The sequence below is a fragment of the Acinetobacter seifertii genome (genome assembly GCF_000368065.1).
Classification (GTDB): Bacteria; Pseudomonadota; Gammaproteobacteria; order Pseudomonadales; family Moraxellaceae; genus Acinetobacter; species Acinetobacter seifertii.
Genome location: NZ_KB851200.1, coordinates 1,657,351 through 1,671,003 on the forward strand (window position 1 = coordinate 1,657,351; position 13,653 = coordinate 1,671,003).

A 13,653-nucleotide genomic window follows, 5' to 3' on the forward strand; every position below is an offset into this window, starting at 1 on the left:
CTGATTATGCAAATTCGGTCATATCACGTGAATATTGAGTAGCAATGTTTTGAGTTTTCGCTACGTATTGCTTGAGGTAGATACTCGCGCGATATTTTTCCTCTCCATACAGTGCATATAAGTTATTTAAGGTTTGGAGCACATAAGCACCGCCCATTTGTGTCAACCACTGATAAGGCCCCTTAGGATAATTCACTCCATATTTCATGGCATTATCAATATCTTCCAGACTCGCAACACCATGTAAACTTGCTTCACAGGCTTCATTAATGAGTAAAGCGATAGTGCGTAAGGTTAATAGTGCCGGATGGTCTTTAATCCACATCACGCTCATACCAAACTGCGCAAAGTAAGCCTCAACTTTAGCGAGGTCACTTGCTTCACAAAGCTCGTTATGACTGAGTACTAAAGCTTCCGCCTGCTCAAAATCATGGTGCCAATCCATTAAAACCACTTTACGGCTCAGGTAATGAATATTGGCTGACTCACCTTGGCTTAAACGCAAGTCGATATCATCAATTTGGAGGATATTGTCGTCGCTCGCAGATCCGCTTTTTAAACCTAACCGCGTTAAAAATGCAGGTAGCTGAGACCAAGTCCCTTTTAGCTGAATATGAGCATCAACTGGCTTGGCAATTACAACTTGAGGCTGAAATGTCTCGTATTGATTTTTTTCGTTATAGCGATAAAAGCCCTGTTTTGACTTGCGGCCCCAAGCTCCCGCATCGACCAATTCTTTTTGAATGAGGCTTGGACGGTAGCGTGGTTCGTAAAAGAACTCTTGGTAAACACTTTGGGTTACCGAAAAGTTAACATCTTGCCCAATGAGGTCGGTAAGTTCACACGGCCCCATCGCAAAACCGCCGCATTGCTTTAAGGCATAGTCTAGCTGGTCATAGCTGGTAACTTGTTCTTGCAGTGTTCTAAAGCCCTCTGCATAAAACGGACGTGCAATTCGGTTAACAATAAAACCAGGAGTCGACTTGGTGAGTACAGGAATTTTTTTCCAGCCAAGCATTAAGTTTTTTAAAGCCAAACATAAGCTGTTTGGTGTTTTTAAGCCTTGTACAATTTCAACCAGTTTCATGACTGGCGCAGGGTTAAAGAAGTGTAAACCCACCACACGCTCAGGGTGAGCAATGCCCGCCGAAATTGCAGTCACTGAAATTGAAGATGTGTTACTTGCAAAAATAGTTTGCGCACTACAAATTTCAGCGAGTTGCTTAAATAAAGACTGTTTAACTTCTTTTTTCTCAACAACTGCTTCAATGACCAAGTCAGCATCACGTAGTGCATCAACTTGATTCACTACCGTTAAACGCGCTAAGGCTTCATCCGCTTGCTGTTGGGTAAGCTTGCTCTTTTCAACCAGCTTTTTAAATGTCTGCCCTAAGCCGTGAACGGCTTGTTGCGCTTTTTGAGCGTCCAGATCATATAAAACGGTCGAGTGCCCATTGACGATCGCTAACTGGGCAATGCCGATGCCCATGGTGCCAGAACCAATAACGGCAATTCGGGCACGAGATAAGTCTAAATCTGTCATGCTTAGCGCCCTTTAAAATTTGGTTCACGTTTATTCATAAAGGCTTGTACACCTTCACGATAATCTTCTGAACGACCCGCAATACGTTGTAAGTCACGCTCTAACAGCATTTGCTCTTCAAAGGTGTTATTGCTTGATTGATGAATGGCTTTTTTAATGAGAGATAAACCAAAAGTAGGCTGTTTCGCTAAACGTTCCGCGAGTTCAGTGACTTTTGTTTTAAGCTCTGCGTCTTCAACGACATCCCAAATCATGCCCCATTCTTTTGCGGTTTCTGCTGGGAGCTTGTCACCTAACAAAGTTAAGCCCATCGCACGCGCATGGCCTACAGCACGTAGTAAAAACCATGTACCCGCCGAGTCTGGAACCAAACCTAAGCGACAAAATGCTTGTACGAAGTTTGCCGATTTAGCTGCAATCACCAAATCACATGCCAGTGCAATATTTGCCCCTGCACCTGCTGCCACACCATTTACCGCGCAAATGACAGGCTTTGGCATATTTACAATCGTTTTAATGAGTGGGTTATAGTAAGTTTCAATCGAATATCCTAAATCTGGAGCTTCAGCGTTTGGGTCTACTACACGGTCGCCTAAATCTTGTCCTGCACAAAAGCCTCGGCCTTCGCCACTAATCACAACACAACGAACATCCGGATTTTTAGTCCATAGGTTTAACACCTCAGCCACTTCACGGTGCATATCAACGTTAAAGCTATTCAGTGCTTTTGGGCGGTTAAATGTTAGGTAGCCAACACCATTTTTTTCTTCAGCAATAATATTTTGATAGTCCATCACTCACCTCTAAACACTGGCTTTCTTTTCTCAAAGAAAGCATTAATCCCTTCGTTTCGATCTTTTGTAGCCGCCAGCCAGACAAAGTTTTGACGTTCAAACTTGAGTCCCTGACTTAAAGTCGTTTCATGAATACTTTTAATTGATTGTTTAATCACGCGAATCGCTAAAGGCGCTTGTTTGGCAATTTTGGCAGCAAGTTGAACCGCATATTCAACGGTTAATTCAGTCGGCACCACTTGACTGCAAATGCCATGTTGCTCTGCCTGTTTTGCCGAAATCATCTCACCCGTCATGGCCCAGCGCATAGTGAGTTGTTGCCCCACCAAGCGCGCTAAACGCTGTGTTCCACCTGCACCCGGCAACATTCCAAGGCCAATTTCAGGTAAAGCAAAACGGGCATTTTCACCGCAAATCACCATATCTGAATGTAAAACCAGCTCAAACCCAGCGCCTAAGGCATAACCATTGACTGCACTAATCAGTGGCTTACTAAATGCATCAATTTTTTGCCAAGGCTTCGGGCGAATATCGAGTTGCAAAGACACGGCATCCATTGCAGCCAGCTCGCTAAGATCTGCTCCAGCAGCAAAACATTGTGAGTTACCCGTTAAAACCACTGCTTTAACTTGAGCATTATGTTCAGCTTCTTCGAGCAACTCGCACAAACACTGCAATGTTGCATTGTTTAAAGCATTTCTTTTTTCTGGACGGTTTAGGGTTAATAACAAAACACCGTCAGCAGCTGTACTGGCTTTGATCAACTCTTGCATGACAGCCTCTACTCATCAAAACTCAAACGTACATTTGGGCCTTTCGGTAAGGTTTGACAGCTCAGTACATAGCCCTTTTCAACTTCGTCTTGTTCAAGGCTATAGTTAAGGAACATATCAACTTCACCAGAAACAACTTTACAACGGCAAGTCGCACACACCCCACCTTTACAGGCATACGGCAAGTCAGCACCCGCACGTAAAGCCGCATCAAGAATACTTTCATCATCTTGAGCCACAGAAACAATCAGTTCACGACCATCTAAAATGATGTTTACTTTTTCTTCTTTACGGTTCGCATCCGCTTCAGCGCTACGTTTACGAGCCTGCCCCGTATGGAAACGTTCGGTGTGAATTTTTTCTTTTGCAATACCATAGTTTGGCAAAGTACTTTCTACGGCATTCATCATTTCGTCTGGGCCGCAGGCAAACACATGGTCAAAACTCGTTTCAAGCACATCAAAATCAAAAAGTTGTTTAAGCTTTTCTTCATCAATACGACCGTTCATCAGTTCACTATCGTTGAACTCACGAGAAAAGATATTGATGAGTTGAAAGCGTTCTTTAAACTGATCTTTCAAATCCATAATTTGCTCGGCAAACATGGTTTGTTTCCATGAGCGGTTGCCATAGAGCAAGGTAAATTTAGCTTCAGGTTGTTCAAACAAAACTTGCTTAACAATGGATAAAATTGGGGTAATACCACTGCCCGCAGCAACGCCTAAATAATTTTGACCGCCGATCTTGGCTGCTTTTTGAAAAAACACACCTTGTGGTGGCATCACTTCCAGCACATCGCCTACTTTCAAATGGTCATTTGCCCAGTTTGAAAATTGACCCTGATCAATTTTTTTAACCGCAATACTGATGTCTTCTTTGCCCGCATAGCTACAAATTGAGTAACAACGGCGGATTTCACCAGCTTCAGTTAAGTGGCGAATGGTTAAATGTTGACCCGGTTGAAATTGGAATTGTTCTTGTTGTTCAGGTACAACGTCAAATGCAATGCAAATTGCCTGATCGGTTTGAGGCGTAATACTTTTTACTTTTAATGGTACAAATTGGCTCATGGCTGATTTCCTTATCTAAAGACTTAAATACATTTGAAGTAATCAAAAGGCTCAAGACAGTCCTGACATTTATAAAGTGCTTTACAGGCGGTAGAACTAAACTCTGTTAACAGTCGGGTATGTCGGCTTTTGCAACGTGGGCACTCAACACCATCATTTAAATGAACGTGAGTACCACACTGATGCGCCAACCCTTCAGGTGGTGCAATGCCATAAACTTGCAGTTTCTTTTTACCCGCTTCAGACATCCAGTCCGTGGTCCATGCTTCTGACAAATCAACCATGACTTTGACCGGTGTCAAAGCTTCTGCGGTAAAGGCTTCAGCAATTTGCGCTTTCAACATATCTGTTGCTGGGCATCCGCTATATGTCGGAGTTAGACGAACAATAATTTCTTGATGATCGTTAATTTCTACACCACGAATCATGCCTAAATCGACAACCGATAAAACCGGAATTTCAGGGTCACTGACCGTTTGTAGAACATCCCAACATTGGTCGATGCAATGACGAATCATTTGCATGGCTCACCTCCTTGTCTTACCAGGTCATTCCCGGATAAGTTCTTTGAATACATTGCATTTCAGCCAACAAATAACCTAAATGCTCAGTATGCAATCCTTGTTTTGCACCACGGCGATAAGCACCGTTCACAGCAACATTTAATTCAAAGCGCTTAAGCTCATCTGCAATGGTTTGGTTCCATTGTTCTTTTTTATTTGAAAAATCTGGAATTACGCCTTGTGCGACTAATGCTTGTTCATCTGCATTTAGTTCAAATAATTCAGCGGTAAAACGCCATAAATTATTTAATCCATCTTGCACACGTTGATGCGCTTCATCTGTACTTAAACTTAAACGTTCCATCCAGCTTGTTGAAAAACGGATGTGATACTTCACTTCTTTTAAAGATTTCACGGCAAGCGCGCTTAGTTCAGGAAGTGAGCTTTGCGCTAAAGTAGTAAATAAATGGAGATGGTAATGGTCCATCAACCACTGGCGTACAATCGTTTGTGCAAAGTCACCATTAGGTTGTTCGCACAACAAGAGGTTTAAAAACTCACGTTCTGTACGGAAATACGCAAGTTGGTCTTCATCACGCTTAGCTTCATCATATTGACCAGCCAAAGTCAGAAAGTTTCTTGCCTGACCTAACAAGTCCAAACCGATATTCGCCAAAGCAATATCAATTTCTAGCTCAGGTGCATGCCCGCACCATTCAGCCAAACGCTGAGATAAAACCAGTTGACTGTCGCCAATATGTAATAAGAATTTAGATAAAACTGAATGATTCATGTGTCATCTCCCTTACATGTGCTCAATGCCGTCTGGGATATGGTAAAAAGTCGGGTGACGATAAACCTTGTCTAAAGAAGGATCGAAAAATTCAGCTTTTTCATCTGGCTGTGATGACTTAATCAGTTCTGAACGAACCACCCAAATGCTAATTCCTTCATTGCGGCGTGTATAAACATCACGCGCATGTTGCAGTGCGATTTCATCATCAGGTGCTCTTAAGCTGCCTACGTGACGGTGGCTTAAGCCTTGTTTACTACGTACAAATACTTCGTAGAGCGACCAGTTGTTTTTATCTTCCATTTTGATTTCCTCAAATTTTTCCATAAATCTTGTTAAGCCACTTTGTTCGCTTCAAGCTGCTGTTTTTTCGCGTAGACCACTGCTGCATCACGAACCCATTTGCCGTTTTCCCATGCTTTACGGCGTGCTTCGATACGCTCGTGATTACATGGTCCACGTCCAGCAATCACTTCATTAAATTCATGCCAGTCAATCTCGCCAAACTCGTAGTGACCTGTTTCTTCATTGAACTTTAAATCTGGGTCTGGTACTTCCAAGCCAAGTTGCAACACTTGTGGTACGGTGTTATCGACAAACTTTTGACGTAATTCATCGTTACTAAAGCGTTTGATTTTCCACGCCATGCTTTGTGCGCTGTTTGGAGAGTGTTCATCACTTGGACCAAACATCATGAGTGCTGGCCACCAATAACGATTTACCGCATCTTGCGCCATCTGTTTTTGTTCTGGTGTACCGCCTGCCAAAGCCATCATGGCTTCAAAACCTTGGCGCTGGTGGAAACTTTCTTCTTTACAAATACGTACCATTGCACGTGCATATGGTCCGTAAGAGGTACGGCAAAGCGCAACTTGGTTCACAATGGCTGCCCCATCGACAAGCCAACCAATTGCAGCGACATCTGCCCAAGTCAAAGTTGGATAGTTAAAGATTGATGAGTATTTCATTTTCCCATTAATCAACTTTTCCATCATGTCATCACGGTCAGCACCTAAGGTTTCTGCTGCGCTATACAGATATAAACCATGACCTGCTTCATCTTGTACTTTCGCGAGCAAAACCGCTTTACGTTTTAAAGTCGGCGCACGCGTAATCCAGTTCCCTTCAGGCAACATACCTACAATTTCAGAATGGCCATGCTGCCCGATTTGACGAATCAATGTTTTGCGGTAGGCATCGGGCATTTGATCCTTAGCCTCGATCGTAATTTCATTGGCAATATTTTGTTCAAATTTCTGGTAGTTGTTTTCCATTCTCTCATTCCCTGTAGGTATTACCCTTAAATCTATTTTTCGATACACCAAAAACAAAGTCAATCACTTTTTTAGTATCAAATTAAATCTACCACAATAAAATACATCAAATCATTGAAATTATTAATTTTAAACTAATTATAAAAAACCTTTTTACTTTTATAAATCAAAATAAAGTTGACTTTTAAACAAATTAATCTGAAATTATGAATCATATTTTTGCAATTTTTATAATTGACGTATCAAATAAAAAAGGAGTTTGGTCATGCTTGAACAAGCACACCTAGAAGGAATCTCAACTGACACAGATTTTCAGCAGTCTGAGCATCAACTGCCTCATCTTGCTTCTTATGTCTATGGAACATGGCATTCGTCTGACGAAGAGCTACGCCCTGTTTACCATGCCATTACAGGTGAATCGATTTATGCCGTAAGTAGTCATGGCATTGATATGAAACGTGTTGTTCAATATGCCAAACAAAATGGTTCAGAACTGGCTAACTGGACATTCCACCAACGTGCAAATGCGTTAAAACAAATTGCCCAACATTTACTTGAGCGTAAGGAAGAGTTCTACAAGCTTGCTTATGCAACAGGTGCAACTCGTAAAGATGCATGGATTGATATTGAAGGTGGAATCCAGACCTTATTTGCTTATTCAAGTCTGGTTCGTCGTGAACTCAATGATGAAAAAATTATTACTGAAGATAGCTGGATTCAACTCTCTAAAAATGGAACTTTTGGTGCTAAACACATTTTAAGTCCTAAAGCAGGTGTTGCCGTTCACATTAATGCTTTTAACTTCCCGATTTGGGGAATGCTTGAAAAGATTGCACCAACTCTTCTTGCAGGCGTGCCATGTATTGTGAAACCTGCAACCGATGGCTCTCAATTAACTCAAGCTGTTGTAAAAGCCATTGAAGAAGCACATGTCTTACCAAAAGGCTCACTACAACTAATTTGCGGACAGACTTATGACCTGTTAGAGCATTTAGGGCCACAAGATTGTGTTACGTTTACGGGTTCTGCCTTCACCGGCCAAAAACTGCGTAACCACCCTCACCTCAATAAATATTCAATTCCATTTAGCATGGAAGCTGACTCGGTAAACAGTGCAATTTTAAGCCCTGATGCAAATGAAGAAACGATTGATTTATTTGTGCGTGAAGTCTTCCGTGAAATGACCACAAAAGCAGGCCAAAAATGTACTGCCATTCGTCGCGCTTTCGTTCCTGAAAACTTGTTAGCGACTGTGCAAGAAAAGCTAACTGCCAAACTTGCTAAAGTTGTGGTGGGTGACCCGCAAAAAGAAGAAACCACCATGGGCGCTTTAGCGAGTATTAAACAAAAACATGACGTTGCAGAAAAAGTTGCTGAACTCAGCAAAGATGCAAAAATTGTTTTTGGTGACAGCACTAGCTTTACATTTAATGCAGATCATCCTGAAAAAGGTGCTTTTTTCGCTCCAACTTTATTGTTATGCGAACAACCTTTGCAAGCGGCACATGTTCATACGACAGAAGCTTTCGGTCCAGTATGTACACTCATGCCATACAACAACATTGAAGAGTTGGCTGACCTCGTGTCACGTGGCGAAGGTAGCTTAGTGGCTTCAGTCGTTAAAAATAACGATGAAAATATTGAGCAAATTATTCAAAAAATTGCGCCTTGGCATGGCCGTGTGCATGTACTCGATGCAGAGTCAGCAAAAGAAAGTACCGGACATGGTTCACCACTTCCACATTTAGTACACGGCGGACCTGGCCGTGCAGGTGGCGGTGAAGAGTTAGGTGGTATTCGCGCCGTTAAACACTACATGCAGCGTACTGCAATTCAAGGTTCTCCAAATAGCCTGACGCAAATTACTCACTCATGGACTGCTGGCTCAAAAGTTAATGAAGACCGTGTACATCCATTTAAAAAGTCATTTGATGAACTGGTCATTGGTGAACGTTTATTAACGGCGCGTCGCACCGTAAGCGAAGCAGATATTGTTAACTTTGCTGGTTTAAGCGGTGACTATTTCTATGCTCATACCGACAAAATTGCAGCTGCCGAGTCTTTCTTTGGTGAGCGTGTTGCACATGGATATTTCATTGTGTCTGCCGCAGCAGGTCTATTTGTAGATGCAGCACAAGGCCCTGTGATTGCCAACTACGGTATGGACAACTTACGCTTTGTTGAACCGGTTAAAATTGGAGACTCAATACAGGTTGAACTCACATGTAAACAGAAAACACCTAAACCACAAAAAGACCCATCTCAGCCTGCACATGGGGTTGTGGTATGGGATATTAAAGTCAAAAACCAACGCGGTGAACTTGTCGCAACTTACGACATTTTAACTTTAGTTGCTCGCGAGGCTTAATGTTTAAAATGAGATGGGGCCACCTCGTCCCCATCTCATTTTTTTAACACTCAATCGCGTTAACAGCGAGGCCACCTTTTGAAGTTTCTTTATATTTCTCAGACATATCTTTGCCTGTTTCCTTCATGGTCTGAATAACTTTATCTAAAGTCACAAAATGCTCACCTTCATCATGAAGTGCCATTTGTGCTGCATTAATCGCTTTTACAGCCGCAATCGCATTTCGTTCAATACAAGGTACCTGAACCAAACCACCAATCGGGTCACACGTTAAACCCAAGTTATGTTCAAGCCCAATTTCAGCCGCATGCTCCACTTGCTCAGGAGATGCTCCTAAAATCTCGGCTAAACCCGCCGAAGCCATCGCACATGCTGAGCCAACTTCTCCCTGACACCCTACTTCTGCACCAGAAATAGAAGCATTGAGTTTACATAAAATGCCGACGGCTGCCGCACTTAGAAAAAAGCGAACCACTTTATCTTCAGAAAAGTCTTTAGAAAAAGTCACGTAGTAATATAAGACCGCCGGAATAATCCCTGCTGCTCCATTTGTAGGTGCCGTCACCACGCGACCGCCAGCAGCATTTTCTTCATTTACCGCTAAGGCAAATAAATTGACCCATTCCATCGCATGGAAAGTCGTCACAATCAGGTTTGAGTTTTTCTTATTTAATAACTTATCGTGAATTTTTTTAGCCCGACGTTTTACGTTTAATCCGCCCGGTAATATGCCTTCATTAATTAATCCGTTGTGAATGCACTGCTGCATCACTTTCCAGATTTCCATAATCTTGCTACGAATCTCAGCTTCACTACGCCAGCTTTTTTCATTTTCAAGCATTAACTCACTCACTGATAAATGATGAGTTTTACATAAGCTTAAAAGTTCAGCCGCACTGTGAAATGGATATGGAACCTTAACGTCATTGGTTTCAGTCTGGGTTTGTGTTAATTGCCTTTGACTAACAATAAAACCACCACCAACCGAATAATAAGTTTCTGCGTACAAAGTTTCTTCGGCTTCATTATAGGCAATCAGTTCCATTGCATTGGGGTGATAAGGCAAAGATTCATCTAAAAAAAGCACATCATGCTTATAGTCAAAACAAATACTCTTTTGTTGATTAAGCTGGATGGCTTTATTTTCAATAACATCTTCAATCAAGCTTGTGCTCAATTGAGTATCGATATGTTCAGGGTCAAAGCCCATTAAACCTAACAGAACAGCCTTGTCTGTTGCATGACCAACACCCGTTGCTGCAAGCGAACCGTATAACTTCACCTGAACTCTAACCGTTGCTTGTAAATTGTTTTGTTTAAATAAATCATCTACAAAACTGTATGCCGCTCGCATGGGTCCAACTGTATGGGAGCTAGATGGGCCGATGCCAATTTTAAAAAGATCAAATACACTAATAAACACTGGGTCCTACCTTAGATTCATTATTATTCGTATGTTCGTCATTATTGTGTCCTTGCGGATAGCTCTAAAATTATCATTAAGCCAAATACAAATCACGAATAACTCTTGGGTAGTCGCACAAAAAGACAACGGTTGAACAAGAACCCTAAGCTCATGAGTCCATAGTCATAAATTTTAAGACTTCTTTTTTTAGTAGATGTTTAAAACGATTCTTAAATTAATTTAATACATCAATTTGTATAAATAACAAACAGCATATATTAGCCATTAGTCGCACGCCCCTATTTTTACTCATTTTTACTGGTAAAGTGCTTTACATGGTTTGATACAACCTACTTAACTCAGATGCATAATTCACCTGTTCTTGCATCTGAAGTTTTTCTGCCTCTAGTCCGCTAGGGGCTTTTTTTTGAATAGCTGAAAAATAATAAAAGCCCATCTTTTGACAGGCTTGTTCATTAGATCTTGGTTCAAATTTTAATTTAAAAATTAACCACAGTTCGCGTTGGTAATTTTTTTAGTTGATGGATCAATGGTAACAGTGACACGGTTTGTACGATAATCCATTGTCATTGGCTGACCTGGAGCGACTCTACGTACAATTTCTGACTTGGTTGTTTGTTTGATTTGGTCATCAGTTAAGCCAGACTGACCTACTAATTTTTGAGCTTCTTCAGCTACACAGTTAGCTTGGTTGTCGCGGAATAATTTCCACTCTTCGACCACTTGACCATTTGGCAAATGACAGTAACCAACCTGACCATTTGCTTCATTTCTAATTTCTAATTTTCCACCTTGATCAACACAATATTTACTTGCTGGGTTTGGTGAACCAATTTTTGGTGGAGTTGACTCTTTATGTTGTACTGCTGAGCAAGCCGTTAACGAAACAAGCGCTAATCCAAGAAAGATTGTTTTTTTCATAAATTTTACTTCTTACTAAAAAAGCTAAAGATATCAAAAAAACTCATGTTTTATATGACTTGTTTACAATAAAAAACCTTCATAGAGAGTAACTTACAAAATAATGAATTATTCCAAGCGGTAAATTATGATGAATAAGATCAAGCAACAGATGTATGAGCTACGACCTTTCTAAAATACGTGCTCCAACGCCTTCTTGTCCCAATACATCATCTGGGTTTCTTAAAGGACATTGTTCTAATGACAAGCATCCACAGCCAATACACCAATCCATCTCATCTCGCAGCCGCGTAAGCTTTTGAATACGATCATCCAAATTTTTCCGCCAGTCAAGAGATAACTCTTTCCATTGCTGTGCAGTTAATTTAGATCCCATTGGGTACTAGCTTAAAGCTTGTTTAATTTCCTCTAGTGGAATACCCACAGTTTGCGCAATTTTAATGATCGCTATGTAACGCAAAACTACTAAAGTAAAACGGCGTTGATTTCCATTGGTCCTAATACTTTTAATTAAACCTTTTGATTCATAAAAATGAAGTGTTGAAACGGCAACGCCACTACGCTTTGCAACTTCACCTACAGTCAACAAACGGCTCTGATTCGTTTCAGTCATTTTTATTAATCTCAAGTTTAGTTGAGGTTTTATAAAAGCATGAGAAAACTTTGTCAAATGAGAAATATAAATTTTAATCATTCATTTATGGGATTGTTTATAACAACTAAAATTTAGTAAAAGTATTTAGCACTCAATAATTCATAAAAAACAGACAATGTTTTGAAGTTAAATTTTATTAGACCTTATAAAATGCTATTGCCTTCTTTCACAGCCACATATCCAAAACATGTTGTAAACAAATGGCATAGGAGCACCTAATGGATAGACTTTAGCTTCTTCAATTTTATATGTCTTTTTTCTTGATTCGATATGTAAAATATTATCGCAACGAGCAATCACTATTCCTTTTTTATATAATTTTTTTCTTTCATTTTTTGCATCGAATTTATATACCAAAAAGTAAACTTTTTCTCCTACTCCTATCTTTGAATGATTAACCATAATGTAACCATTACAATACTTACATTGCCAATCGTCCATATCTTAAAATATCACATACTCAAATTAGAAAAACATAATAGCTGTTATATTATAAAATTATTAAAAACATAAATCTAAAAAATAATTGAATTTTAAAAAATAATACTTATTTGTGACACCCATCACACTAATTTCCAATCAAAATATGAAAAATAAATACCTAAAAGACAAATAGTTACAGCAATGTAGAATTATCATCATTTCTAGTGACCCATAATTTTTCTTGCTATAAAATTAAAAATCACCTCATTGATATTAGGTTAATATAATATATTTATTATATTAATAGCGTTGAATTTTATTTAATCCAAATTAATATTACAAAATAAAAAATAAAAATTTTCATCTTAAATTGAAAAAAAATCATTACAATATGATTTTAAAAAACTTAAAATATATAGAAACATAAGTTAATTTTTAAATTATGACCATTCAACGTCAAAAAATCGAGCTCCCATTAGGACATAATAAACTATTACTTCATTCATGCTGTGCGCCTTGCTCAGGTGAAGTAATGGAAGCATTAATTGAATCCGAAATAAATTTTTCTATATTCTTTTACAATCCGAATATTCATCCAATAAAAGAATATCTTATTCGTAAAGAAGAAAATATTAGATTTGCAGAAAAACATAATATTCCATTTATTGATGCAGATTATGATACAGACAACTGGTTTGCGCGTGCCAAAGGTATGGAAAATGAACCTGAACGCGGTATCCGATGTACCATGTGTTTTGATATGCGTTTTGAACGTACTGCTTTATATGCTTATGAACATGGGTTTAGCTTAATCAGTAGCTCATTAGGGATTTCAAGATGGAAAAATATGACGCAAATCAATGATTGTGGGATTCGTGCTGCTTCTCACTATCCGGAAATTCAATACTGGGACTATAACTGGCGAAAGAATGGTGGCTCTAGTCGCATGATCGAAATTAGCAAACGTGAAGAGTTCTACCAACAAGAATATTGTGGTTGTGTATATTCTTTACGCGATACAAATCGCTGGCGTATGAGTAATGGCCGAGATCGTATTAAATTAGGCGTTAAGTTTTATAGTAATGCTATGGAAGAAGATTAAAACTATTC

At 39.7% G+C, this 13,653-nt stretch carries 13 protein-coding genes and 1 pseudogene; 2 read left to right on the top strand and 12 right to left on the bottom strand.

Translation table 11 applies throughout. From position 1 onward, the window contains the following. Window positions 1-4: 4 nt before the first annotated feature. The 8 genes from F985_RS15280 to paaA are packed head-to-tail and all read right to left on the bottom strand — an operon-like array spanning window position 5 to window position 6,750. Window positions 5-1,543, bottom strand: coding sequence for a 3-hydroxyacyl-CoA dehydrogenase (locus F985_RS15280; RefSeq protein WP_004702412.1), 1,539 nt, complete (start codon window positions 1,541-1,543; stop codon window positions 5-7). 2 nt (window positions 1,544-1,545) lie between these two features. Continuing rightward, window positions 1,546-2,337, bottom strand: coding sequence for a 2-(1,2-epoxy-1,2-dihydrophenyl)acetyl-CoA isomerase PaaG (paaG, locus tag F985_RS15285; protein WP_004702414.1), 792 nt, complete (start codon window positions 2,335-2,337; stop codon window positions 1,546-1,548). Next, window positions 2,337-3,110 carry an enoyl-CoA hydratase-related protein gene (locus F985_RS15290; protein ID WP_004702416.1) on the bottom strand — a complete coding sequence of 258 codons (774 nt, stop codon included), beginning with the start codon at window positions 3,108-3,110 and terminating at the stop codon, window positions 2,337-2,339. The genes paaG and F985_RS15290 overlap by 1 nt, the downstream gene beginning before the upstream one ends. Window positions 3,111-3,118: 8 nt before the next feature. Continuing rightward, window positions 3,119-4,180: a 1,2-phenylacetyl-CoA epoxidase subunit PaaE gene (gene paaE / locus F985_RS15295; protein ID WP_004702417.1), complete on the bottom strand. Its 1,062-nt coding sequence runs from the start codon at window positions 4,178-4,180 to the stop codon at window positions 3,119-3,121. Between the two features lie 23 nt (window positions 4,181-4,203). Then, window positions 4,204-4,704, bottom strand: coding sequence for a 1,2-phenylacetyl-CoA epoxidase subunit PaaD (gene paaD, locus F985_RS15300; RefSeq protein ID WP_004702418.1), 501 nt, complete (start codon window positions 4,702-4,704; stop codon window positions 4,204-4,206). Between the two features lie 16 nt (window positions 4,705-4,720). After that, on the bottom strand, window positions 4,721-5,476 hold the full coding sequence (gene paaC, locus F985_RS15305) for a 1,2-phenylacetyl-CoA epoxidase subunit PaaC (RefSeq protein WP_004702419.1): 756 nt from the start codon (window positions 5,474-5,476) through the stop codon (window positions 4,721-4,723). A gap of 12 nt (window positions 5,477-5,488) precedes the next feature. Then, window positions 5,489-5,779, bottom strand: coding sequence for a 1,2-phenylacetyl-CoA epoxidase subunit PaaB (gene paaB / locus F985_RS15310; protein WP_000389648.1), 291 nt, complete (start codon window positions 5,777-5,779; stop codon window positions 5,489-5,491). Between the two features lie 32 nt (window positions 5,780-5,811). Then, on the bottom strand, window positions 5,812-6,750 hold the full coding sequence (gene paaA, locus F985_RS15315; RefSeq protein WP_004702421.1) for a 1,2-phenylacetyl-CoA epoxidase subunit PaaA: 939 nt from the start codon (window positions 6,748-6,750) through the stop codon (window positions 5,812-5,814). A 265-nt stretch (window positions 6,751-7,015) separates the two neighbouring features. On the opposite strand from paaA, the gene paaZ reads away from it, so the two are divergent. Further along, entirely contained in the window at window positions 7,016-9,118 is a 2,103-nt protein-coding gene (gene paaZ, locus F985_RS15320; protein ID WP_004702423.1) for a phenylacetic acid degradation bifunctional protein PaaZ, read from the top strand. 43 nt (window positions 9,119-9,161) lie between these two features. Here the strand turns inward: paaZ and F985_RS15325 are convergent, their stop codons facing one another. The 4 genes and pseudogenes from F985_RS15325 to F985_RS15335 form a co-directional block, all read right to left on the bottom strand. Further along, the gene (locus F985_RS15325; RefSeq protein WP_004702426.1) at window positions 9,162-10,541 is read right to left on the bottom strand and encodes an L-serine ammonia-lyase; all 1,380 of its coding nucleotides are present in this window, start codon (window positions 10,539-10,541) and stop codon (window positions 9,162-9,164) included. 489 nt (window positions 10,542-11,030) lie between these two features. Then, a complete protein-coding gene (locus F985_RS15330) occupies window positions 11,031-11,465 on the bottom strand; it encodes an I78 family peptidase inhibitor (RefSeq protein ID WP_004702427.1) in 435 nt (144 codons plus the stop codon). Between the two features lie 160 nt (window positions 11,466-11,625). Continuing rightward, window positions 11,626-12,078: pseudogene (gene soxR, locus F985_RS0104490) on the bottom strand (redox-sensitive transcriptional activator SoxR). Window positions 12,079-12,273: 195 nt separating this feature from the next. Then, window positions 12,274-12,561 (bottom strand): hypothetical protein, encoded by a 288-nt coding sequence (locus F985_RS15335; RefSeq protein WP_004702430.1) that lies wholly within the window; start codon window positions 12,559-12,561, stop codon window positions 12,274-12,276. 424 nt (window positions 12,562-12,985) lie between these two features. On the opposite strand from F985_RS15335, the gene F985_RS15340 reads away from it, so the two are divergent. Further along, window positions 12,986-13,645 carry an epoxyqueuosine reductase QueH gene (locus F985_RS15340; RefSeq protein ID WP_004702432.1) on the top strand — a complete coding sequence of 220 codons (660 nt, stop codon included), beginning with the start codon at window positions 12,986-12,988 and terminating at the stop codon, window positions 13,643-13,645. Window positions 13,646-13,653 lie beyond the last annotated feature (8 nt).